Genomic DNA, 22,579 nt, shown 5'->3' on the forward strand with positions numbered 1-22,579 from the left:
CAAACAATGTTTGAGGTTTTTTTTCGCCTGTGATTTTTGATTCAGCCTAAGAATTAACTTGTTTTGCCATTCATCTGAGCAAGAATGAGTTCTCTAAATAATCAAGGTAATCTAATAGATAATTAAATACAGACTTTAGCAACCGATAAAGGCACTCAGGTTGTGAAATTTGAAGTAGGGGGAAAGCCCATGAATAGTCTAAAAACATCTTTATTTGGGATTCTGTTAGGTACATTGAGCATAGCAGTACATGCAGAAGAACAGAAACCGGTACTTACCTTACCGACGATGACCATTATGGCTGAACCTGAAATGAGTAATGAGACTGGCTATGTCCCGTTTATTGAGAATGAAGCCAATCGTCTTGCCTTGCAGCATCAGGTAATCCGGGGAACTAAGGATGCAGAAAATTTTATGGTCAATCCAAATGTGCTGGCAAACCTCGATATTAAGCCGACCCAAGCTCCAGATTTGAGTTTACTGTCACCTGCACTGCAACAGTATGTGATGACCATTGCCCAGGGCTTACAATCTGGTGATCCAACCCAGGGGATATATACACTGCTGGAGAATGTCGGGATCGATCGTAGCAGCAGCTTGCAACCAGGACGCGGTCTTCAACTACAGATTAATCTGGACAAGGTGAATCTGGGCTTATTAGAAAACTACAACAATCCATCTCCTGTAGCGCAATTTCCAAGATCTCCTTAAAGGATGAGCCAGTAATGCAAATCAATCCCCATATTGGGGATTTTTGCTTTTTTAAATCTAACTTCTGAATAATTCATATTTTTTAGGAGCTTTGCTCCTGATTTGCTGGTTGGCTTTATGAGGGTGTAATGGATTCGATTGACCGTTTATCAAACTTAACAATAAGAAGCTGTATTACTTGTAAGATTTAATCTGACGCTTTCCCTTTTCCAACCGAGGGGTAATAAGATGAATCTCCTAAAATCCATTCAAAGCTTGGGCCTGATGCTGACCTGTACTGCTTTTACTCTCCCTGTACTGAGTCATGCAGCTCCTGCTCATTCTGAAGCAACCATACTTCCCACCTTAACTGTCATGGCAGAGCCTGAAATGCGGGCTGTAACTGAAATCACGCCTTATCAGGAAGGTGCCAGCCAGCGTAAGGCTTTGCAGATGCGCCTGATGAAAATTGAACGCGATATCCAGGCTTATAGTGTCGATGGTGATGTCGTTGCAAATATTGACATGGGGGCAGCAGCGCCTAATCCAGATCTGGACAGTCTGCCTACTGTGTTCCGGGAATATGTACTGGCAGTAGCGCAAGGCTTGCAGTCCTCAGATCCAAGAAACGGAATCTATGTGATTTTGCAACCTTTCGGTATTGACCGGAATGCAACCAATGTCCAGATCGTCCGGGAACAGTTTGATCCGAATCGGCTTGAGCTCAGTCTGCCTTTTGGTTCACGCTAGCACACAATCCGATGGGCCAGGCTGATCAGGTCAGTCAGTTTCGGTATAGCCAGATCACGTCATGAAGAAAGGGTGGGTTAAAAACTTATTTCCTTTCTTCAGGCTTTTTACTGGATTCATTTTTTCAGTATTGAGGAAGCACGTTCACAAATGTGAAAAGCTCTATGTCTTGAATTATGCTGGAAAAATAAGCATAGTGTAAAAAATCAACAAGATCTGGATGACAGACCTGGAGCGTGTAGATGCCCCGTGTTTTTATGATTATCGCTGGAGTGGTACTGGCAATTTTGATCTGGTTATTTTATCAAAATTCTGTAGAGCAGAAACAGCAGGCCGATTTGCAAGAATATGAAACGGTACTGGAAGAAAAAACTGGATCTATTTTGCAACAGGCACAGGATTGGTCTAAACCGATTCAGATTGATCTGGAAGATGATCGTCTGGATGGGGATTATGCCGTGATGGCCCAATTTATTCTGGGTCAGATGCGTGATCGTGCCGAGGCTCGCAATCAGTATTTACGTGACCTCAAAGCAGCGGACTGGGATCGTTTTCTGGACATTGACCGTTTAGCCAAAGATCAAGCCCAAGACTATAAAGAAACCGAAGCCATGCTGAAGCGTGTGCATGAAATTGTCGATGGTTATGAACAGACAATTCAACAGCGGGCAACCCAGCAGTTAGAGCAGGTGAAACAGCTGGACATTAAAAACCGCTATCGTCAGCAGCTGGCAGATAATCTGAAAGCCAATCAGCAGCAGGATAATGCCCATGCAATTTTTGAAATTGAAAAACAGAGTCTGGCCAAAGCAGACCAGCTATTTCTGGTGCTGAAAAACAATAAATGGGAAAAGAAAAACCAGACCTTTATGTTCTATGAAGATGCACCCTTAAAGCAATTCAATAAGCTGTATCAGGAAATAGTGCAGCTCAATCAGCAAATGACTCAAGTGGATCAGCAGGCACTTAAAGAGGCAGAGAACAAACTCTAAGTATAAGGATCTTATGATTTCTTATCTCTAAATGACATGATGTTTTTCTGTCAGAATTAGTCTTGTTGCATTGCTTACATCAAAGATGTGCCAGTTCTCATTGGTAAGAGAACCAGCTATGCTTAAGAAAAATGAATATCCAGAAGCATGTTTGCAGACGGAAAGCGAGAAGAGGGAGCACAATCTTTTATGCAACAATTGAAATGTTATAAAGAATTTCCGGTCTGGATGCAGCAAGCTATCCCACAAGGGTTCAAGCAGCCACACAATACCAAAGCGGGCACTTGGGCAAAGCTGACTGTGCTCAAAGGTGAGCTGCATTTTGCCATGCTGGATCCGTCAGGTCATATACAGTCTCAACATGTATTTACGCCAGAGCAGCAACCACCGTTCATTGAGCCACAGGCATGGCATAAGATTATTTCTGCCAGTGAAGATGCAGAATGTCAGCTGCGTTTTTACTGCAAACCTGAGGATTACTTTAACAAGAAATATCAGCTAAGCCCGACCCATTCGGAAATTCTGGCAGCTATGCCGTATTTAAAGGGTGGTCGTGTGCTGGATGTCGGTTGTGGTTCAGGCCGCAATTCGTTGTATTTGAGTCAGAACAGTTTTGAAGTCGACGCCTGGGATGTGAATGAAAATAGTCTACAGACCTTAAGACAGATCATTCAGAATGAAGAAATCGGGAATATTCAGGTTCAGCAACGGGATTTAAATCTTGACCCCAGTATTCAGGGTCAATATGACTTCATTTGCTGTACAGTGGTGATGATGTTCCTGCAGGCCGATACCATTCCACCACTTATTGCACAGATGCAGCAGGCGACAGTGCCGGGCGGTTATAACCTGATTGTCTGTGCGATGGATACCGATGATATTCCGGTACAGCCAGACTTTCCGTTTAGTTTTAAGCCGGGACAGCTTAGTGCCTATTATGAAGGCTGGAATCTGGTGAAATATAATGAAAATGTCGGTGAATTACACCGAGTAGATGAGCAGGGCAACCGGATCAAGCAGCATTTTGCGACTATGCTAGCCCGAAAGGTCTAATAAGAGATTTATAGGTCTTTATATTTTTGACTTTAAATCTGAAAGAGCCAAAAAACAAAAAAAAGATGTCACTCGGACATCTTTTTTTATGGATTTAAAATATCTTAAGCAGATTTTTTAAACCAAGAGAACCACCCTTTTTTCTCGGCTTTTACAGCTGCTTCGGCAGGTGCTGCTTTTACTTCTTCAGCTTTTGCTACAGTTGCTTCTTTTACTTCAGCAGTTTTTACAGCTGCATCAGTTTTCACGGCTTCTACTTTAGAATCCGCTACTTTTTTCATATCTGCAGGTGCAGCTTTTGCAGCTTCTACTTTTTGAGCCGCTTCAGTTTTTGCTGCTTCTTTAGTTTGAGCAGCTTGTTGTTGAGTTGCTTCTACTTTAGCGACAGCCGCTTGTTTCTCAGCAGTAGCTTTGGCAGCAGAGTCTTGTGCTTTAACAGTCGCAGTCGCTACTTTTGCTTGTGCAGGCGCAGTTGCTTGTTGAGCAGTTTGAGCGGCAACAGTTTTTGCTTGTTCTTTCATTGCAGCAACAGGAGAAACTGTTGCAGAAGCCATAGCAGAAGCTGAAGTTGCAACGATTGCAGTTGCTAGAAGTGTTTTAAGCATTTTCATGCATAACCCCATAAATAAAGGAGAGAAATGTGGGGTTATGATACGCCTGTCAAATATAAGTGGCTGATGGATAAGTTTTTATTGGTTGAATATTCAACTAAATTTACAAAGGGATAACATTCTTTTAAATAAAAAACCCTGTTATTAAACAGGGTTTTTTATTTATTTCTATTTTAAAGACCCAAAGGTTTTAGCATATTTGGTGTCGTTACGCTAACTGGGCCGGTCTGATAAAGTTTTCCATCGAATTTTTGATGCTTAGACCATAAAATTTGTTTCTTATCCAAATCAACATAAGAAAGTACATAGTATTGGCCTTCTGTAGGTACTGGATCATCTGCTACAACTACACCCATTGTTAAAACTGCGAAAGCAGCTGTGCCGGCAATATTACCAATCCGTTTTCCTAAAGAAGGCTGTTGTCCTAAGACCTGGATGACCAGAACCTTAGATGTGCCTAACACAGGCTTGAGATGGTCAGTTAGGCGATCTGTAATATCAATATCTACAGGTTGATAGTTATTGCTTAACGCATAACGCCCATGGCTGGCTTTAAAACTCTTTTGAAGCAGCAGTTGGATACTTGCACCATCCAGATCAGTAATTGCAGGTTGGTTGGCTGCCAAAACAGGATAAGTGCCTAAATATTCAGGTTGCGACTCTAAAGTATTACGTTTTTTATAAGTCTGAATGGTACGCTTTTCAAAGAAACCGCAATGTGTTGGCTGGAAGGTTTTGGTCACTTGAACCGCATTCTGGTTTAACTGTTTTACCAATGATTGAGATATTGCTTCGGCAGTACGATTAGATTGATCCAGTAAAATATGACTGTCACCAAGTTCTTTACGTAGTAGGCAGGCATCTGTCAAGATAGCCACAGGTTGGGTTTTAAATTCTTTTTGAATTCTTGCAAAGTAATCAGATTGTGGTGCTTTTGGTGTGCTGGCACATCCTACCAAGCTTAGACTCAGAACTGTAAATGCTAAATATTTTTTCATAATTATTTTAAATTTATATTTAATATTCAACTTTATCATAAATAAGGCTATGTGTATTTTACAAAACTTTGAATGAATAGTTCGCAATAAAGAAACCCCGCACTAAGCGGGGGGTCTTATAATCTCGTTGTTTAAGAATTAAACACGTTCGATAATCGTTGCAATACCTTGCCCCAAACCAATACACATCGTCGCCAGACCGATTTGAGTATCTTGCTGTTCCATGATGTTTAGGAGAGAAGTGGTAATACGCGCGCCAGAACAGCCCAACGGGTGACCTAATGCAATCGCACCACCATTCAGGTTTACGATATTCTGTTTCTCGTACAGCCCTAAGCCTTTAAGAACAGACAGACCTTGCGCAGCAAAGGCTTCGTTTAACTCAACAGTTTGAATATCTTCAATCGTCAGACCAGCACGCTTCAATGCTTTTTGTGTTGCCGGAACAGGGCCATAACCCATGATCGCAGCGTCACAACCTGCAACCGCCATAGAGCGAATCACAGCACGTGGTTTCAAACCAAGCGCTTGAGCACGTTCAGCAGACATTAACAGCATTGCAGATGCACCGTCAGACAATGCTGAAGATGTTGCAGCAGTCACTGTCCCGCCTTTAGGGTCAAATACTGGACGTAAAGCACGGAAAGTTTCGATGTTGGCATCCGGACGGATCACTTCATCGATATCGCACAGAACTTTATAACCGTCAGCATTATGACCTTCAATACCTACGATCTCGTTCTGGAACAGACCATTTTCAGTTGCAGCCCAGGCACGACGGTGAGATTCCACACCAAACGCATCCTGTTCTTCACGAGTAATGCTGTTCATGCGACCTAGCATTTCAGCAGTCAGGCCCATCATATTTGATGCTTTTGCGTAGTGCTTAGATGCAGCAGGGTTCAGGTCGATGCCGTGCATCATACCTACGTGGCCCATATGCTCTACACCACCGATGATGAAGATATCACCCTGGTTAGTCGCAATCTGTGCAGCCGCAGTGTGGATTGCCTGCATAGAAGAACCACACAGACGGTTAACCGTTTGACCTGCAACAGTCTTAGGCAGGTCAGCTAACAATGCGATGTTACGCGCAATGTTCATACCTTGTTCCAGAGTCTGGTTCACACAGCCCCAGATCACATCTTCGACTTCATTCGGGTCGAATTCGTTACGAATCATCAACGCACGGATAAGTTCAGCTGACATGCTGTCGGCACGTACATTGCGGAACATACCGTTTTTCGATTTGCCCATGGCAGTACGTACGCCATCAACAATCACAACGTCACGTGGATTTAAAGTAGCCATTCACGTCACTCCTTAACCGTAGAATTTTTTGTTGTTAGCAGCCATGTCGCGCAATGATTGCGGCGCTTCATAAGCCTTACCTAAGTGCGCGTATTTGTCGCAAAGTGCAACATACTCAGCTACACCAGTTTGGTCGATATAACGGCATGGACCACCACGGAATGGAGGGAAGCCTACACCCATGATCATCGCCATATCTGCTTCAGCCGGAGTTGCAACAATGTTGTCTTCCAGGCAACGAACAGTTTCGTTACAGAAAGCCAGCATCATACGGTCAATGATCTCTTGAGGATCAAATTCACGTTTTTCAGCAGTTGCAACAGATGCCACAAGTTCGTATGCGGTTGGATCAACCACTTTGGCTTTTTTGCCTTTACGGTCAAGTTCGTATTTGTAGAAACCAACGTCATTCTTTTGACCCAGACGGTTGTTTTCGTACATCACCTGGATCGAACCTTTGAAATCAGGTTTCATACGATCCGGGAAGCCTTCAGCCATCACTTCTGCACCGTGAACGCCAGTATCGATACCAACCACGTCCATCAGGTAAGCAGGACCCATAGGCCAGCCGAATTTTTCCATCACTTTATCGATTTGCTGGAAGTCAGCACCATCTTTCAGTAACAGGTCAAATGCACCGAAGTAAGGGAACAGTACGCGGTTTACCAGGAAGCCCGGGCAGTCATTCACTACGATTGGTGTTTTACCCATTTTCTGAGCAAGAACAACAGTCGTTGCAATCGCTTCAGCAGAAGTCTTCTCACCACGAATCACTTCTACCAGTGGCATCATGTGTACCGGGTTAAAGAAGTGCATACCGACGAAGTTTTCAGGACGTTCCAGATTTTCAGCCAGACGCGTGATTGAAATCGTAGACGTGTTCGACGCAATAATCGTGTTTTCACGTACTTTAGATTCAGTTTCTTTCAGTACGATGCCTTTCACTTTCGGGTTTTCAGTTACTGCTTCGATCACGATGTCGACTTCTTTAAACTCGTCATAGCTTAAAGTAGGACGGATGCGAGCAAGGGTTTCACCCATTTGCGCCGGCTTCATCTTCTTGCGTTCAACCTGCTTGGTCAGCAGTTTGTTTGCTTCAGACATACCCAGTGCAAGTTGCTGGTTACCGATGTCTTTCATGATGATTGGAGTGCCTTTGCTTGCCGCCTGGTAAGCAATACCACCACCCATGATCCCTGCGCCTAGAACGGCAGCCTGGTTCACTGGATGTGCACCTTGTTCATATTTCTTAGAAGTTTTCTTCACAACCTGGTCGTTCAGGAACAGACCGATTAACGCACCTGCTTGTGGAGTTACCGCAGCTTTCGCAAAGCCTTGAGCTTCAACTTTTAACGCTTCATCGCGGTGTAAGCTTGCACCTGCCTGAAGAGAATCAAGCAATAGTTTTGGCGCTGGGTATTGAGCAGGGTTTGCTTTTGCAAGAACCGCACCTTTCGCCGTATTGAACGCCATCATTTGCTCAAGCATGTTCAGCTTGATTGGATCCAGTTTTTCCTGGCGTTTTGTTTGCCAGTCTAAACGACCGTGAATTGCCTGTTTCAACAGGTCAATCGCAGCATCTTTCAGTTTGTCTGCAGCCACAACCGCATCAACAGCACCATCTTTCAGTGCAGCAGCCGGTTTTTTCGGAGTAGCCATGGCCATCCATTCAACTGCATTGTCGATACCGATCAGACGGCTTAAACGAACCGTACCACCGAAACCAGGGAAGATACCAAGTTTGATTTCAGGCAGGCCGACTTGCGCCTGTTCTGACATCACACGGTAGTCACAGACTAAGCACATCTCGAAACCGCCACCTAGTGCCATACCGTTAATCGCGGCAACTTTAGGAATGTCCAGGTCTTCGAAGCTGTTAAAAATTTCATGAACTGGTAGTGCCCAGTCAACAATTGCCTGTTCGCCTTGAGCAAAGTTATCGCCGAATTCAGTAATGTCAGCACCTACAATAAATGTAGACTTGCCTGAAGTCACGATTAAACCCTGAATGTCAGCAGCGGAAACTGCGTCGATCGCAGCCTTGAAATCTTCAATCGTTGCACGGTTGAATTTGTTAACCGACTCACCTTGTAAGTCAAAGCGGAATTCTGCAATTCCGTCCTCAAGCATTTGGACGGTAATGGCATTGCCAGCGTGGATCATGCCCTGATCTCCTTTATTTTGGAGGACTTCTAAGTTGATGTTGTGAAGCAAGCGCGCATTTCCCGCGCACTTTTTTACTTCGCTAATCTTACGATAACTATATCCAAAAAGAACAACACAAGTTGTATCAAGCCGTGACGCAAGGGTCATCAATTTTCATCGCTCAATCAAGGCGTTGTCATGTCCGGAATACAGTGAACCGTTATCGCAGTGTAATGAAGTTATTGTTTCAATTTCACTTTTTTATTGCTGTCGCGCTGTTTTTATAACGTAAATTGACCAGATAGGGAATGTTTGCTGTGTGGTGTTTTGGTCAAAATAGTCAATTGAGATTCAAATTATTCGATACGGATGTAAGAAAATGTATGCAACGCTGTGTTCTACAAGCGGGTAGGGAGAGCAAAAGCAGCTTTGTTATAATGCGGCCCAGATGTGACTTTTTTATTTTTCCCCGTTCTTTTTTAGGGCTAGGATTTTTTGGGTATTGATATGCTTAAGTGGATTATTTTGGCCATCTTTGTCATCTCAGCGTTATATATTCAGCGACGTGGCACAGTTCGGCATTCTTTTTATCGCCAGTTTTTTGACCATTCGACCCTGTTTGCACCGATCAATTTTCTGATGTACGCCTTTTCAAGCGTACCGAATCAGCCTTATATCGATACGCAGCATTTTAAAGACCTAAAAGTGCTGGATGAAAACTGGGAAATGATTCGTGACGAAGCACAGGCACTCTATCAAAAAGGCGGGATCAAGGCTTCGAGCAAATATGATGACCTGGGGTTTAACTCATTTTTTAAGACTGGCTGGAAACGCTTCTATTTAAAATGGTATGACTCGGCGCATCCCTCTGCAGCAGAACTCTGCCCAAAAACTACCGCCTTGCTCAAAACTTTGCCTACCATTAAAGCGGCCATGTTTACCGAGCTGGCACCCGATAGCCGTTTGGTCCGTCATCGTGACCCTTATGCCGGTTCATTGCGTTATCACTTGGGCTTAATGACCCCGAATGATGACCGCTGCTTTATCGATGTCGATGGTCAGCGTTATTCCTGGCGCGACGGCGAGAGCGTGGTATTTGATGAAACCTATATTCATTATGCCGAAAACAAGACTGACCAGAACCGGATCATTTTCTTTGCTGATGTCGAGCGACCTTTAAAAACCCGCTGGATGGAACGCTTCAATCACTGGTTTGGTAAAAAAGTGATGACAGCAGCCAGTTCACCGAATGAGGTTAGGGATCAGACTGGTGGCTTAAACAAAGTCTTTGGTTATGTCTATCAACTCCGGGTAAAAGCCAAAGCTTTAAAAGCACAGAACCGCCAGCTGTACTATTTCCTGAAATGGTTCCTGATGCTGGGTATTTTCTTCCTGATCTTTATTCGTCCTTATCTGTTTGCCTAAGCTGCAACATAAAAAATAAAGCGCCCACATGGGCGTTTTTTATTACTTGCAGAGATTCACCACATCATTCTGATTTTGTGTAAGATAAAACAAAATAGGGGGAAGATGATGCGTGTATTTCGTTCCAAAAAAGACTGGTGGCTGCTGGCATTTTTGATCTGTATGAGCGGTTTGTTATTGCAATTATTACTGACCATGCAGGCCAAAGGGACGATGGCTCAATATCCGGTGCATACCGCAGTCTATATACTTACAATCCTCTTGGTCTGGTGGCCGGTTTGGAGTACCCGTTATATCGTGCAGGATGGGCAGTTGATTATCAAAAGCTTGTGGCTGACCTGGCAAATTCCGCTTGGTTCGATTCAGAATATCCAGCCTACAGATCACTCAGAAATTGCACCTGCTTTGTCTTTCAAGCGTTTAAAAGTTAGCTATATGCTGGCAGATCAACAAAAGTATGTCCTGATTTCACCTAAAGACCCGGATGCATTGATTCAGGCGATTCAAGCACATCAAACAGTTTAATTGGAATCGGAGGCTTGAGGCTGAACTAGCAATTGACCATTAATGCAGTCCAGATGGAGTTGTAGCTGTTCTGGATGGTTTAAAAAATAAATCGCTAAGACTGGTTCCAGTTCAGTCCGTATTTTCCGGCCCAGATGACGGGCGCCATAACGGATGTCATGACCCTGATAAAAATGGGCCTTGGCTGCATCAGTGAGGTGAATCTGTCGTTTCTGATGTTGCAGACGTTGATTTAATTTATCCAGCTCAATCTCAACCAGTCGTGGCAGGGCATCATTTTGGACAGCCTGATAGTGCAAGGTACGGTCAATCCGGTTTAAAAATTCAGGATCGAACTTGCGCTGCATGACTTTTTCAATAATCTGCTGGGTCGGTACTTTTTTCAGACATAGTTGCTGCATTTTTTGCGGCAGATAGCTGAGCTTTTCCAGATATTGTTGCGCGGCTTGTGCACCGACATTACTGGTCATAAAAATCATGCAATTACGAAAATCGATGGTTTTGGTACCAGCAGTCAACGTCAGTCGACCGGTATCCAGGACATTCATCAGGCCACGAATGACTTCAGTACTGGCTTTTTCCAGTTCATCGAACAGCATGATGCCGGGACGGGTATGGCTTCCGGCAATAGCGGTTTCATCAAACAGGCTATGGCCTTCTTTAGAGCCCACATAACCCGGAGGCGCGCCAGTCAGGGCAGCTGCATAATGTTCCTGCGCCAAAGTATTCATATCAATCCGGCAGAAAGCATCAGGACGGCCATAAATTGCTTCGGCAATCAGACGCACGGTCTCGGTTTTGCCGACACCGGTCGGGCCAAGCATTAAGGTAACCGAAAGCGGACGTTCAGGACTGGAAAAGTCAGCCTTGACCACATGCAGCATTTTTTCAATTTCATTTAAGGCCGCATCCTGACCGATGATCCGTTCCCGTAGCAACTGCATCACAGCCTGAGGTTCAAAATGAAAACGCGGTTTCCCAATTAAACGGTCACGCTCAGACTGGCTATGGCTAGAGGTGGCAGGTTGCACAACATGAATACCGGATTGGGAACTTGTCATCTTGGATCATCTCGAGATTGAACCTGTCGAGCATAGCAAAGTTAGTTCAGGCGACTTATAGCTTTTAGCAATCAGACCATATTGGGTTGCTTATAAATACGGCGGTCTGGGCATAACCTGTTTCACTTTCGATGACAGTTCGGGTGAATTTTGTGTCATCGCTTGAAAATGACACATTAAACATCACATATATCTGCATATTGCAGGTAAAAAATAGGTTTTAGGTGAACGAGAACGCACGCCCTCATATTGAAAAAATCTTGGCCAATATGACCACCTTACCCGGGGTCTACCGGATGTATGGCAAAGATGGCGAACTCTTATATGTGGGAAAAGCCAAAAATCTGAAAAATCGGGTGTCCAGTTATTTTGTCAAAACCCTTGATCATCCCAAGACTCAAGCTTTGGTGGCACGGATTTACGACATTCAAACCTTGGTGGTGCGTTCAGAAACTGAAGCTTTATTGCTAGAGCAAAACCTGATCAAGCTGCATCGTCCACCGTATAACATCATGCTGCGTGATGACAAATCCTATGTCTATATTTTTGTCTCTGCAGACAAGCCCTATCCGCGGATTGCCAGCGGTCGTGGCAAGGGCAAACATCAGGTCGGCAAGTTCTTTGGACCTTATCCGAGTGCTTACAATGCCCGCGATACTTTGGTTATTCTGCAAAAATTATTCAATGTACGTTCTTGTGAGAATGGTTTCTTTGCCAATCGTACTCGACCTTGTTTGCAATATCAGATCAAGCGCTGTTCCGGCCCTTGTGTGGGTCTGATTTCACCTGAGGATTATCAGGAAGATGTCAATAATTCGATTCGCTTCCTGCAAGGCGATACCAAAGAGTTGAATCAGGAACTGATTGCCAAGATGGAAGCAGCCGCAGAAAATCTGGAATTTGAAAAGGCGGTATTTTATCGTGACCGGATGGCATTACTGCGTGATGTACAGGCCCAGCAGGCGATTTATAAAGTCAAAGGTGAGGCAGATATTCTGGCGATTGCCTACCAGGCAGGCGTAACTTGTGTGCAGATCATGCATGTGCGTAATGGCAAGATGCTCGGCGGTAAAGGCTATTTTCCGGATATGCTGAGTGACGATCTGGGACAAATGCTCTCGGATTTTATTGCCAACTTCTACTTCCAGGTTGCCGATGAAATTCCTTCTGAACTGATCGTAAATATTGAAATGCCAGATCGGAAGGAGCTGGAAGCCGCACTTTCTCAACATTTTGACAAGAAAATTCAGATCAAATCCAAAGTTCGGGAAACCCGTGCCGAATGGCTGGAACTTGCACAGATGAATGTACAGCATGCCATTCAGGGCAAGCTGGCCAATCACTTTGAACTGAATGAACGTTTCCATCAGTTAGAAGAAGTTGTGGGACGACCGGTAGATCGGATTGAGTGTTTCGATATCTCACATACCATGGGTGAAGATACGGTTGCTTCTTGCGTAGTCTTTGATAGTGGAGGTGCGCGCAAACGTGATTATCGCCAGTTTTCTATCAATGATATTCAGGCGGGTGATGACTATGCCGCGATGCGTCAGGCCTTAACCCGTCGTTATAAAAAAGCCATGCTGCCAGATCTGCTGCTGATTGACGGTGGTAAAGGGCAATTGCATATGGCGATGGAAGTCATGCAGGAACTTGGACTGGATGCCTTTATGGTCGGTGTGTCTAAAGGCGAAGGACGTAAGCCGGGTCTGGAAACCCTGCATTTTACCGATGGCGGTAAGATCCAGCTTCCAGAAGATCATAAGGCCCTGCATCTGATCCAGCAGGTACGTGACGAAGCCCACCGTTTTGCCATTACCCGACATCGGGCCAAACGCGATAAAAAACGGGGTTCATCGGTACTGGAGGTAATTCCGGGACTGGGGCCGAAGCGCCGTCGTGATTTATTAACCCATTTTGGCGGGATTCAGGGTGTGCTTAAAGCTTCAGAAAAAGACCTGCAACTGGTACCAGGTCTGGGTTCCGTGATGGCCCGGATGATTTATAAAGTTCTGCATGAGTAATTGTTTTACATCAATTACAAGTGCAAAAATGCACATTGACCTTCGAGTCAAAGGTCATTTCTATTCATAGATTTTTCCAGCAATATATCGGTTCATCAGACAAAGTTGAAGGATCGATATGTCTTTGCAAACACTGTACGCACAAATTGCGCAGCAAGAATGGATTGAAATGCCGCCAGGCTGGGGACAAGGAAGAACCATCTACGGTGGACTTGCAGCTGCAGTCATGATGCAAAAAGCCGTGGTAATAATCAATGATCCTACTAAACGTCTGCTGAGTACCAGTGTGACTTTTGTTGGCCCGGTACAGGAAGGCAAAGCACGCCTAACTGCGGAAATTCTGCGTGAAGGCAAATCGGTCACTACCATCGAAGTGCGTCTATGGCAGGATGAGGCTGTTCAGAGCATTCTGATTGCCAGTTTCGGCGTAGCGCGCGATTCTAGCATTCAGGTACATCAGGAAATCCAGGCTCCGGATTATGCTCCTCCTGAAACCCTGTTCCAGATTCCTGCACAGTTCAAGCTTCCAAAGTGTTTTGATCATTTTGAACTCAGATGGGCGGATTTGAATCTGCCGTGCAGTTCAAGTGTACGTCCTGATTTTGAAGGCTGGTGCCGCTTCCATCCAGATCAACATTCTGACCGTGAATTTCAGTTAGCTGACCTGATGGCCATTTTTGACATCTGGCCACCTGGGGTGTTACCGATGTTTCAAACACTGGCCCCAGCGAGCAGCCTGACCTGGACTGTAACCTATGTGCATCCAGTGCAGCATCAGCTACATGATTGGTTTAAATATAAAGTGATTACCGACCATGCGGCTGACGGTTATTCAACAGAACATGCCTATCTGTGGGATGCAGAAAATCGGCTGATTGCGATGGCCAGACAGACAGTGACGGTGTTTGCCTAGTGACACTTCAAGTCAATTCGTATAAAGTGAAGCGTATTAATGATGGATTAAACCTCGAAAAAAGTGTGCATTTTCATCGTACATGAGGGGAACAATTGGCGGTGTCTATGACTACAGGTCGTATCCTGAATATTCCAAATATCTTGACCTTGGCTCGTATTATCCTGATTCCGGTTTTTTTATTGGTCGCATATTGGCCACCGGCAATGGGATTCAATGAAACCAGTCCTGATGTGACGCGGCATATTATCTTAACGACAATTTTTGTAGTGGCTGCAGTCACTGACTGGTTTGATGGTTATCTGGCGCGTACTCTGAATCAGACGTCTGCTTTTGGTCGTTTTTTGGATCCAGTTGCAGACAAGTTGATGGTCGCTGCTGCGCTTATTGTCTTAGTGCAATGGCAACCTTCGATCTCGATGGCTTTTGCAGCGATTGTGATTATTTCGCGGGAAATTACAGTTTCAGCTTTACGTGAATGGATGGCTGAACTCGGTGCGCGTACCAGTGTAGCAGTGTCTACAGTGGGTAAATACAAAACTGCGTTTCAGATGATCGCAATTACGGTTTTCTTGCTGAACTGGCCACCGCTAGAAATGCTGGCTTATGCTTTGCTATATACAGCCGTGGTGCTGACCTTATGGTCAATGTTTATTTACCTAAAAGCAGCCTGGCCATATCTGAAACAGCCTTAATCAATAAAAGCTCCTTGAAGGAGCTTTTTTTTATAGCTGAAATATAGAATATAAAAATAGCAGGCAAAAAAATACCCAGCCTTTGGGGGAAGAACTGGGATGAAATCGGGGGTATTTCTCAGTTATTATTATAGTTATTCAAAGATATCTCATCTTCTTGCTGGTCATTATAGGGAGCACCTTCCACAAAATCATGTGGTTTCTTGTAGCTGAATGTTGTGTTTTGTGAGAGCAATGTATACAGAATTTACAATTGATTATTTTGATACAAATCTGATTGCTTTTCAGTAAGATAATGGCTGCTTAAATTTAAAAAACACGGTAGGAAAATGACAGGTTTTGAGCCTGTTTTTAGCTCAATAATTTTCGATTTCATGAAAGTTAAAATAGTTTTTAGAGTGCTTTTAAGAGAAATAGAGTATCTATAGAAAAAGAATATCCGAGGAGTCTCTTGTCAGGTATTTAACTCATGATCTGATGAAGAAGTAATTTTCAAATTAAAAAGGGAATTCTTTTTATAGGTTACTTTTTTATAGCATTCGAAGTGATACCTTTCGCTTAATTTACGTAAGAGAAAAGCTTGAGCTTAGATAAAAAAATTTCCATGTAAGGAGTTTTTTTATTCTATGAACTTATAGCTGCTTGTCTTGTGTAAAAAACAAAAAGAGTAGGGCTTTAAACTAAAAGGGGAATCTTTCATAGATTTCCTTTTTGACAAGTAAAATTATGCGCTTGTCTTGCTTAGTTAAAACGCAGTTTAGCTCTTGCAGTATTCATAAAAAAAAGAGCCTTGTCAGGCTCTTTTTTGACATTTGAAACTACGCGCTTCGCTTGTCTTGAGTAATTTTTAGAGCAGTACATAAAAAAAGAATCTCCCATAACGGAGATTCTTTTTAAAGCCTACGCGCAGCATAGCTGCTTGTCTTGCGGCGTGGCGGAGCAGTGCTTTTGATATAAGAAAAGCCCCGTTTATGGAGCTTTTCAAATGTTGACCTACGCGCACCTTCGGTGCTTGTCTTGAAGAAAAATAAGGCAGCGCCTTATTTTTCTTCAGGCTTTAGACCTTCAGCTTTTTCCAATGATTCATCATTGTTAAAGAACTTCTCGCGTTGCTCTTCAAGGAACTTTTTCGCATCCGGTTCAAACACGTTTAAACGCTTTTCATTGATCAGCGTGGTCTGGTGTTTCAGCCATTCTTGCCAAGCCTGTTTAGATATCGTATCAAACAGTTCCTGACCCTTTGCACCCGGGAATGGTGCAAAGTCTAAACCTTCCATTTCTTGTTGATACTTACGGCAAAAAACTTGTCGAGACATATCAATACTCCAATTTAAAGCGAAAGCAATTAAGCGTAAAGTTTCTCTAGGCGAGCATGCGCACGTTCGATCGCAGCTTCAACCTGTGCAGGTGCAGTGCCACCGATGTGATTACGTGCATTCACAGATGCTTCTAAAGTCAGAGCTTTTTCAAATACATCTGCTTGAATCAGATCAGAGAACTGTTGCAGTTGCTCAAGTGTCAGTTCAGACAGGTCTTTACCTTCCTGCACGCCTAGAGCTACCGCTTTACCCACAATTTCATGAGCATCACGGAAAGCCACGCCATTTTTTACCAGATAATCTGCCAGGTCAGTAGCCGTTGAGAAGCCACGAAGCGCTGCTTCACGCATGATTTCAATATTTGGTACAAGCGCAGGAATCATGTCAGCAAATGCCATTAATGAACCACGAACCGTATCGATCGCATCAAATAATGGTTCTTTGTCTTCCTGGTTATCTTTGTTGTAAGCAAGCGGTTGACCTTTCATTAGGGTCAACAAGCTCATCAGATCACCATATACACGGCCGGTTTTACCACGGATCAGTTCAGGTACATCTGGGTTTTTCTTCTGTGGCATGATCGAAGAACCAGTACAGAAACGGTCTGGAATATTTACGAACTTGAACTGAGCCGATGTCCATAGGATCATTTCTTCAGACATACGTGACAGGTGCATCATAATTAAAGATGCCGCAGCATTGAATTCAATACCGAAATCACGGTCAGAAACAGCATCAAGTGAGTTTTCAGCAACAGCTTCAAAACCTAGAAGCTCAGCGGTATAAGCACGGTCAATCGGGTAAGTCGTACCTGCCAGAGCAGCAGAACCGAGTGGCATACGGTTAACACGTTTACGGCAATCAATCAGACGCTCAGAGTCACGTACCAGCATTTCAAACCAAGCCATTAAGTGATGACCAAAAGTCACTGGCTGTGCAGTTTGCAGATGGGTAAAACCTGGCATGATGGTATTGGTGTTTTTAGCTGCCAGACCCAGGATGCCTTTTTGCAATTTTTTCAGTAATTCCAGGATGGCATCAATTTCATCACGGACATACAGACGGATATCGGTTGCCACCTGGTCATTACGGCTACGGCCCGTATGCAATTTTTTACCGGTGATGCCGATACGCTGAGTCAGGCGCGACTCAATGTTCATATGCACATCTTCAAGGTCAATGCGCCATTCGAAGTTACCTGCTTCAATATCTGCTTTAATGGCAGTCAGACCTTCGATAATGTCATCACGTTCCTGTTCGGTCAGTACGCCAACTTTTGCCAGCATGGTTGCATGTGCAATCGAGCCTGCAATGTCTTGTTTATAAAAACGTTGGTCAAATTGAACAGATGCTGTAAATTCAGCAACAAAAGCATCAGTCGCTTCAGAGAAACGACCGCCCCACATACCCGAAGTCTGGGCTTGTGATGGATTTGAGGAATTAGAAGATGTGGTCATGTCGGCTCAATCAGATTAAAAGCAGTAGAACGAAAAAGAGTATAACAAATTCAAAGCCCGTTGCCGAAGTCCAAGTCGATCAATCTTTTACATCTCCGACCGGATCAGTGCAAAGCTCTTATTTTTTTAGCCAGATCGGCAAGCTGCACTATTTGCTGGAAATGTTTATTGGCGGCAATGTGCTGGCCATGGTCTTAGCCTTGGCAAAAGCACAGTCCTGGCAGGCACTCAATCTGGCAGATCTGCTTCAATATATGCTGTATATCAACTGGATACTGTTATGTTTTGCAGCGCTAGTCGAGCTTTTTCATCAGCACTTTCAACGTATGGGGATTAAGCTGGCATTAATCTGCGGATTTTTGCTATTACAGGCGATTGTTTTGGTAACTACGACCAGTCTGAATGTGCTGACTTATTTTGGCAGCAATTTGAATTTTCAGGGACTGAGTCTGGCAGTCGCACTGGATCAGGTCGGCCTACATCTGAGTTTTGGTATCCTGTTAGGCATGTTCTGTTTTCGCTATCTGTATTTGCGTGAACAATGGGCGCAGCAGCAGCACAGTGAATTACATGCACGGATTCAGGCCATGCAGGCCAGGATTCATCCGCATTTTCTGTTTAATAGTCTCAATAGCGTGATTAGCCTGATCAGTATTGACCCGGACAAAGCCGAACAAATGTTGCTGAATTTGTCCCGTTTATTTCGGGCCAGTTTTCAGGAATTGAAACTGGTCAAGTTGCAGGAAGAAATTGAACTCTGCCAGCGCTATTTGGAGATTGAACAGATTCGTCTGGGAGAGCGTTTACAGGTCGAATGGAAATTAGAAAACAAAGACTTATACTCACAAGTCCAAATTCCATTATTGACTTTACAACCCCTAGTGGAAAATAGTATTTTCCATGGAGTTGAAAAAATTTTGACAAAGAGTACCATAAGCATATTGATTGAAATCTTGCAAAATCAAATTAATATCATCATAACAAACCCCTATACGCAGGATAATAAAACATTAAAAAAGGGACATGGTATTGCAATTGAAAATGTCAGACAGCGTCTGGAAGCTTATTACGGACCTACGATGACGTTTCAGACTTTCGCCGGTGGAGGGGTGTTTACCACGGTTGTGCAATATCGCTATAAATAAAAAGAAATCAAGGAAATCACAGTTAACTTATAATCAAATGAATAATGTTGACTGGATTAAGGAGGAGAAATGGACGTCCTGATTTGTGACGATGAGCCTTTGGCTGTCGAGCGACTATCACGTTTAGTCTCTCAACTGGGGCATGATGTGGTTGCAACAGCTACGCATGGTCGTCAAGCAATTGATCTGGCTCACCAGCATGAACCTGATGTCATCTTATTAGATATTCAAATGCCTGAAATGGATGGTTTGACCTGTGCGCAGCATTTGCGTCAGCTCGACCCGATGCCGGCTATTGTCTTTTGTACGGCCTATGACCAACACGCGCTGGATGCATTCAAGTCTAATGCAGACGGCTACCTGCTTAAACCGGTGATGCAACAGGAATTGGCACAGGTTTTAGAGCATCTAATTAAACTTACCCAAGCTCAAATGAGCCAACTAAAACAAAAAGAAAATATGGAAGAAATCAATATCAGCCGCCATCAAATTGCGGCAAAGACCTATCGCGGGGTCGAATTGGTGCCAGTTGAAAATATCTATTATTTTCTGGCGGATCAAAAATATGTGACCGTACGCCATAAAAACGGCAGTGTCCTGATTGATGAAACCCTGAAGGAGTTGGAACAGGAGTTTGGACATCAGTTCATCAGGATTCACCGTAATGCACTGGTTTCGGTTCACTATCTGGAAGGCTTGGAAGTGGTGAGTTCCGGCCAGTATCAGGTGCGTTGTCGTGAACTGGAAGAGCGTCTGGCGGTCAGTCGGCGTCATTTGCCATTCTTGCGGGAACGGATTCAGAAACTCTAAACGGATCAATGAGTTCGTCTGGACCAGTATTGAAACTTGCATAAATTCGCTTGCATTTTCAAGTGAGCAGGTTAAGTTTAGACTATTGTTCTCATTGACTGTTTATTGAAATTTATGAAGACCCTAAAAATTGCTACTCGACAAAGTCCACTTGCGCTCTGGCAGGCGGAACATATCCGTGCACGCTTACAGGACCTGCATGCTGGACTTCAGGTCGAGTTAGTCACTTTTGTTACACAGGGCGATAAAATTCTTGATACGCCATTGGCTAAAATTGGCGGTAAGGGCTTATTCGTAAAAGAATTAGAAGCAGCCTTACTAGACGGTCGTGCCGATCTGGCAGTCCATTCAATGAAAGATGTCCCAATGGCCTTGCCTGAAGGCTTATCTTTGGCAGTCATCTGTGAACGTGAAGATCCACTGGATGCTTTCGTCTCAAATACTTATGCCAGTTTTGACGAATTACCTCAGGGTGCCAAAGTCGGAACTTCCAGCTTGCGCCGTAAAACCCAGATTTTAAAACAACGTCCGGACCTTGAGATTATCGATTTACGCGGTAATGTCGGTACACGCTTATCCAAGCTGGATGCAGGTCAGTATGATGCAATCATCCTGGCCAGTGCCGGTTTAAAACGCTTGGGTCTTGCAGATCGTATTCGTCATAGTATTGTGCCTGAAGTAAGTTTACCCGCGGTAGGGCAGGGTGCACTGGGCCTGGAATGCCGGAGTGGAGATCAAGCGGTATTAGATTTAATCCAGCCTCTATTACATGCAGAAACTGATGCCTGTGTCCGTGCCGAACGTGCCTTTAATGCCTATCTGGAAGGTGGCTGTCAGGTGCCAATCGCAGGCTATGCCACTTTAAATGAAGGTGTCATTTCGATTGAAGGCCGGGTCGGTAGCGTAGATGGCGTAACTTTGCTACGCGCACAGCAAAGTGGAACCATGGCAGATGCAGAGCAATTGGGCGTGCAGCTGGCCAAAGATCTGCTAGATCAGGGCGCAGGCGAGTTACTGAAAGCCCTTTATTCAAAATAATGTTGTTCATTAATACCCGTCCGAGTGATCGTGCTGCAAATTTAACGCAAGCCCTACAGACAGCGCAAATTCCGGTGATAGAGTTGCCCTTGCTAGAACTGGTACAGCAGCCTTATACGGATGAGCTGGCCAGTTTATTTAGACAACTACCCCAAGCAAAACTGATTGTCGTAGTGAGTCCGACCGCTGCCCAAATTGGCATGCAATATTTGCAGCAGGCAGGCCTATCATTGCATGATCTTGGAAGTGTCCAGTGGGTCGCTGTGGGTAAAGCTACCGAGCGGGCTTTAGCAAGCTACGGTATCCAGAGTTATGTGCCTGATGTGGAGACTTCGGAAGGGATGCTGCAATTGCCTGTGCTACAGCAATTAGCTACCGGATCAACTGTCGCCTTTTGGCGAGGTGAAGGTGGGCGTCAATTTATGATGCAGCATTTAAAGGATCAGCAAATTCATATATTGAATTTCATTTTATATGATCGTCAGTGTCCGCCAGTGACTTCCGAGATATTAGTTAAACATTTGACGAGCCTTGAAGCTAATCCCCGTTATGCAGTCTTGGTCAGCAGTGAAGCGAGCTGGCTTAACTGGCTAGCCTTGATGCAGCCGTATCCGCATCTCATTAATCGGGCATTGTATTTGGTTTTGGGGCCGCGTTTGGCTGCCATGCTTGGGGAATATCAACAGCAACATCAGGCTGGTTTTCAATTCGCTCAGTTAGAGGACTTAAGCGGATCGACGATTTTGCAGCAGCTACTGATGTACTAGGAAACGCATGAAAAAATTATTTATTGTTTTTTTCATCTTGAGCTTGGCGTGGATTGCCAAGCTGAGCTATGACCTGTTTGGCTTAAATTCAGCACAGACTGAATTGACCCAGAATTTTAAGCAGCTGCAACAGCAGAATGCCAATCTGAATGATCAGCTGGTGGCCTTAAAACGTCAGGTTGCTACGGGCCAAGCAGCAAACCCTGAAACACCGAACAAGGGGACAGTTCAGGATACTCCTAGGGCTAACTTGCAGGATGATCTACCTTTAGTCGAGCAATATCTGGATCTGGTTGAGTTTGCCTTGCAGCAGCAACAATATGCAATGGCGATGGAAAAGTTGAACCAATTATCCAATCAGCTTGCACATCTAGAACTGGCACCTGCTCTTCTGGGTAGCCTGAATCAGGCGATTGACAAGGATCGGGAAGTCCTTAAGCAGTTCATCAACAATCGTTTAGTACAACAGAATAAATTAAAAGAATTACTGCAACAGATTGATATTGAGATGGAAAAGGAAATCCAGATGCAGCATCAGAATCGCGCTACAGCCCAAAGCTCATTTTGGCAGCGCTGGATTCAGATTGAATCAGTCGAGAAACCGAGTGCAGTCTTAATGCAGCGTAATCTGGTCTTAAAAGAAGCTCAGCTGCGTTTACTGATTGCAGAAAATAGTGTGCAGCAAGGACAGCAGGTAGCTTTCCAGCAAGCCCTGAAAAGTGTGATCGAGGTATTGGCTCAACTTCCGGATGCGCAAAGCAAACAATGGATTCAACGACTGGAGCAAATTAAGGCAGCACCTCAAACGCCTACTCCTCAGCTCAATACACGTACCCTGATCGGTTAATTG

General features: G+C 44.3%; 21 protein-coding genes. 14 read left to right on the forward strand and 7 right to left on the reverse strand.

From position 1 onward, the window contains the following. Positions 1 to 189: 189 nt before the first annotated feature. From FTU72_RS09570 to tehB, 4 genes are all read left to right on the forward strand, one after another. Positions 190 to 711, forward strand: coding sequence for a hypothetical protein (locus tag FTU72_RS09570; RefSeq protein WP_180052764.1), 522 nt, complete (start codon positions 190 to 192; stop codon positions 709 to 711). Between the two features lie 228 nt (positions 712 to 939). After that, on the forward strand, positions 940 to 1,440 hold the full coding sequence (locus tag FTU72_RS09575) for a hypothetical protein (RefSeq protein ID WP_180052765.1): 501 nt from the start codon (positions 940 to 942) through the stop codon (positions 1,438 to 1,440). A 242-nt stretch (positions 1,441 to 1,682) separates the two neighbouring features. Beyond that, positions 1,683 to 2,432 (forward strand): hypothetical protein, encoded by a 750-nt coding sequence (locus tag FTU72_RS09580; RefSeq protein ID WP_159123719.1) that lies wholly within the window; start codon positions 1,683 to 1,685, stop codon positions 2,430 to 2,432. Positions 2,433 to 2,621: 189 nt separating this feature from the next. Further along, positions 2,622 to 3,485 (forward strand): SAM-dependent methyltransferase TehB, encoded by an 864-nt coding sequence (tehB, locus tag FTU72_RS09585; RefSeq protein WP_180012027.1) that lies wholly within the window; start codon positions 2,622 to 2,624, stop codon positions 3,483 to 3,485. A gap of 104 nt (positions 3,486 to 3,589) precedes the next feature. Here tehB and FTU72_RS09590 read toward each other — a convergent pair whose 3' ends face one another. The 4 genes from FTU72_RS09590 to fadB all read right to left on the reverse strand — a co-directional run bounded on the left by FTU72_RS09590 (position 3,590) and on the right by fadB (position 8,568). Continuing rightward, positions 3,590 to 4,096 (reverse strand): hypothetical protein, encoded by a 507-nt coding sequence (locus FTU72_RS09590; RefSeq protein ID WP_159123721.1) that lies wholly within the window; start codon positions 4,094 to 4,096, stop codon positions 3,590 to 3,592. Between the two features lie 173 nt (positions 4,097 to 4,269). After that, a complete protein-coding gene (locus tag FTU72_RS09595; RefSeq protein ID WP_166136827.1) occupies positions 4,270 to 5,094 on the reverse strand; it encodes a hypothetical protein in 825 nt (274 codons plus the stop codon). A 138-nt stretch (positions 5,095 to 5,232) separates the two neighbouring features. Further along, positions 5,233 to 6,405: an acetyl-CoA C-acyltransferase FadA gene (gene fadA / locus FTU72_RS09600; RefSeq protein ID WP_180031038.1), complete on the reverse strand. Its 1,173-nt coding sequence runs from the start codon at positions 6,403 to 6,405 to the stop codon at positions 5,233 to 5,235. A 12-nt stretch (positions 6,406 to 6,417) separates the two neighbouring features. Next, positions 6,418 to 8,568 carry a fatty acid oxidation complex subunit alpha FadB gene (fadB, locus tag FTU72_RS09605; RefSeq protein WP_159123725.1) on the reverse strand — a complete coding sequence of 717 codons (2,151 nt, stop codon included), beginning with the start codon at positions 8,566 to 8,568 and terminating at the stop codon, positions 6,418 to 6,420. Between the two features lie 489 nt (positions 8,569 to 9,057). Here fadB and lpxO point away from each other — a divergent pair, with 489 nt between their 5' ends. After that, positions 9,058 to 9,975: a lipid A hydroxylase LpxO gene (gene lpxO / locus FTU72_RS09610; RefSeq protein ID WP_180052766.1), complete on the forward strand. Its 918-nt coding sequence runs from the start codon at positions 9,058 to 9,060 to the stop codon at positions 9,973 to 9,975. 108 nt (positions 9,976 to 10,083) lie between these two features. Next, positions 10,084 to 10,500 carry a PH domain-containing protein gene (locus FTU72_RS09615; RefSeq protein WP_159123727.1) on the forward strand — a complete coding sequence of 139 codons (417 nt, stop codon included), beginning with the start codon at positions 10,084 to 10,086 and terminating at the stop codon, positions 10,498 to 10,500. On the opposite strand, the gene FTU72_RS09620 is transcribed toward FTU72_RS09615, so the two are convergent. Beyond that, a complete protein-coding gene (locus FTU72_RS09620) occupies positions 10,497 to 11,561 on the reverse strand; it encodes an AAA family ATPase (protein WP_180052767.1) in 1,065 nt (354 codons plus the stop codon). The genes FTU72_RS09615 and FTU72_RS09620 overlap by 4 nt on opposite strands. A gap of 224 nt (positions 11,562 to 11,785) precedes the next feature. Here FTU72_RS09620 and uvrC point away from each other — a divergent pair, with 224 nt between their 5' ends. The 3 genes from uvrC (at position 11,786) to pgsA (ending at position 15,193) form a co-directional block, all read left to right on the forward strand. Beyond that, positions 11,786 to 13,585: an excinuclease ABC subunit UvrC gene (gene uvrC / locus FTU72_RS09625; RefSeq protein ID WP_180025219.1), complete on the forward strand. Its 1,800-nt coding sequence runs from the start codon at positions 11,786 to 11,788 to the stop codon at positions 13,583 to 13,585. Between the two features lie 118 nt (positions 13,586 to 13,703). Beyond that, positions 13,704 to 14,498 carry a thioesterase family protein gene (locus FTU72_RS09630; protein ID WP_180052768.1) on the forward strand — a complete coding sequence of 265 codons (795 nt, stop codon included), beginning with the start codon at positions 13,704 to 13,706 and terminating at the stop codon, positions 14,496 to 14,498. A 107-nt stretch (positions 14,499 to 14,605) separates the two neighbouring features. Then, the gene (gene pgsA / locus FTU72_RS09635; RefSeq protein ID WP_004781631.1) at positions 14,606 to 15,193 is read left to right on the forward strand and encodes a CDP-diacylglycerol--glycerol-3-phosphate 3-phosphatidyltransferase; all 588 of its coding nucleotides are present in this window, start codon (positions 14,606 to 14,608) and stop codon (positions 15,191 to 15,193) included. A 1,040-nt stretch (positions 15,194 to 16,233) separates the two neighbouring features. Here pgsA and FTU72_RS09640 read toward each other — a convergent pair. Continuing rightward, positions 16,234 to 16,509: an oxidative damage protection protein gene (locus FTU72_RS09640; protein ID WP_004781637.1), complete on the reverse strand. Its 276-nt coding sequence runs from the start codon at positions 16,507 to 16,509 to the stop codon at positions 16,234 to 16,236. Between the two features lie 29 nt (positions 16,510 to 16,538). Then, positions 16,539 to 17,969, reverse strand: a complete 1,431-nt coding sequence (gene argH / locus FTU72_RS09645; protein WP_051065353.1) for an argininosuccinate lyase — start codon at positions 17,967 to 17,969, stop codon at positions 16,539 to 16,541. On the opposite strand from argH, the gene FTU72_RS09650 reads away from it, so the two are divergent. From FTU72_RS09650 to FTU72_RS09670, 5 genes are all read left to right on the forward strand, one after another. Next, a complete protein-coding gene (locus tag FTU72_RS09650) occupies positions 17,960 to 19,114 on the forward strand; it encodes a sensor histidine kinase (RefSeq protein ID WP_159123731.1) in 1,155 nt (384 codons plus the stop codon). The two genes, argH and FTU72_RS09650, sit on opposite strands and share 10 nt — an antisense overlap. Before the next feature lie 69 nt (positions 19,115 to 19,183). Next, positions 19,184 to 19,924, forward strand: a complete 741-nt coding sequence (locus tag FTU72_RS09655; protein ID WP_005232557.1) for a LytTR family DNA-binding domain-containing protein — start codon at positions 19,184 to 19,186, stop codon at positions 19,922 to 19,924. Positions 19,925 to 20,038: 114 nt separating this feature from the next. Continuing rightward, on the forward strand, positions 20,039 to 20,962 hold the full coding sequence (hemC, locus tag FTU72_RS09660; RefSeq protein ID WP_180052769.1) for a hydroxymethylbilane synthase: 924 nt from the start codon (positions 20,039 to 20,041) through the stop codon (positions 20,960 to 20,962). Next, positions 20,962 to 21,729, forward strand: a complete 768-nt coding sequence (locus FTU72_RS09665) for a uroporphyrinogen-III synthase (RefSeq protein ID WP_166136799.1) — start codon at positions 20,962 to 20,964, stop codon at positions 21,727 to 21,729. The genes hemC and FTU72_RS09665 overlap by 1 nt, the downstream gene beginning before the upstream one ends. Positions 21,730 to 21,736: 7 nt before the next feature. Then, the gene (locus FTU72_RS09670; protein WP_180012040.1) at positions 21,737 to 22,576 is read left to right on the forward strand and encodes a hypothetical protein; all 840 of its coding nucleotides are present in this window, start codon (positions 21,737 to 21,739) and stop codon (positions 22,574 to 22,576) included. The last annotated feature ends 3 nt before the right edge of the window (positions 22,577 to 22,579 follow it).

Origin of the sequence: Acinetobacter sp. YH12137 (assembly GCF_013418535.1) — a bacterium.
Lineage (GTDB): Bacteria > Pseudomonadota > Gammaproteobacteria > Pseudomonadales > Moraxellaceae > Acinetobacter.

Bases quoted from the DNA above. Each gene is read 5' to 3' on its own strand.
- FTU72_RS09570 (WP_180052764.1), top strand. From the start codon at position 190: ATGAATAGTCTAAAAACATCTTTATTTGGGATTCTGTTAGGTACATTG.
- FTU72_RS09575 (WP_180052765.1), top strand. From the start codon at position 940: ATGAATCTCCTAAAATCCATTCAAAGCTTGGGCCTGATGCTGACCTGT.
- FTU72_RS09580 (WP_159123719.1), top strand. From the start codon at position 1,683: ATGCCCCGTGTTTTTATGATTATCGCTGGAGTGGTACTGGCAATTTTG.
- tehB (WP_180012027.1), top strand. From the start codon at position 2,622: ATGCAACAATTGAAATGTTATAAAGAATTTCCGGTCTGGATGCAGCAA.
- FTU72_RS09590 (WP_159123721.1), bottom strand. From the start codon at position 4,096: ATGAAAATGCTTAAAACACTTCTAGCAACTGCAATCGTTGCAACTTCA.
- FTU72_RS09595 (WP_166136827.1), bottom strand. From the start codon at position 5,094: ATGAAAAAATATTTAGCATTTACAGTTCTGAGTCTAAGCTTGGTAGGA.
- fadA (WP_180031038.1), bottom strand. From the start codon at position 6,405: ATGGCTACTTTAAATCCACGTGACGTTGTGATTGTTGATGGCGTACGT.
- fadB (WP_159123725.1), bottom strand. From the start codon at position 8,568: ATGATCCACGCTGGCAATGCCATTACCGTCCAAATGCTTGAGGACGGA.
- lpxO (WP_180052766.1), top strand. From the start codon at position 9,058: ATGCTTAAGTGGATTATTTTGGCCATCTTTGTCATCTCAGCGTTATAT.
- FTU72_RS09615 (WP_159123727.1), top strand. From the start codon at position 10,084: ATGCGTGTATTTCGTTCCAAAAAAGACTGGTGGCTGCTGGCATTTTTG.
- FTU72_RS09620 (WP_180052767.1), bottom strand. From the start codon at position 11,561: ATGACAAGTTCCCAATCCGGTATTCATGTTGTGCAACCTGCCACCTCT.
- FTU72_RS09630 (WP_180052768.1), top strand. From the start codon at position 13,704: ATGTCTTTGCAAACACTGTACGCACAAATTGCGCAGCAAGAATGGATT.
- pgsA (WP_004781631.1), top strand. From the start codon at position 14,606: ATGACTACAGGTCGTATCCTGAATATTCCAAATATCTTGACCTTGGCT.
- FTU72_RS09640 (WP_004781637.1), bottom strand. From the start codon at position 16,509: ATGTCTCGACAAGTTTTTTGCCGTAAGTATCAACAAGAAATGGAAGGT.
- FTU72_RS09650 (WP_159123731.1), top strand. From the start codon at position 17,960: ATGTGGTCATGTCGGCTCAATCAGATTAAAAGCAGTAGAACGAAAAAG.
- argH (WP_051065353.1), bottom strand. From the start codon at position 17,969: ATGACCACATCTTCTAATTCCTCAAATCCATCACAAGCCCAGACTTCG.
- FTU72_RS09655 (WP_005232557.1), top strand. From the start codon at position 19,184: ATGGACGTCCTGATTTGTGACGATGAGCCTTTGGCTGTCGAGCGACTA.
- hemC (WP_180052769.1), top strand. From the start codon at position 20,039: ATGAAGACCCTAAAAATTGCTACTCGACAAAGTCCACTTGCGCTCTGG.
- FTU72_RS09665 (WP_166136799.1), top strand. From the start codon at position 20,962: ATGTTGTTCATTAATACCCGTCCGAGTGATCGTGCTGCAAATTTAACG.
- FTU72_RS09670 (WP_180012040.1), top strand. From the start codon at position 21,737: ATGAAAAAATTATTTATTGTTTTTTTCATCTTGAGCTTGGCGTGGATT.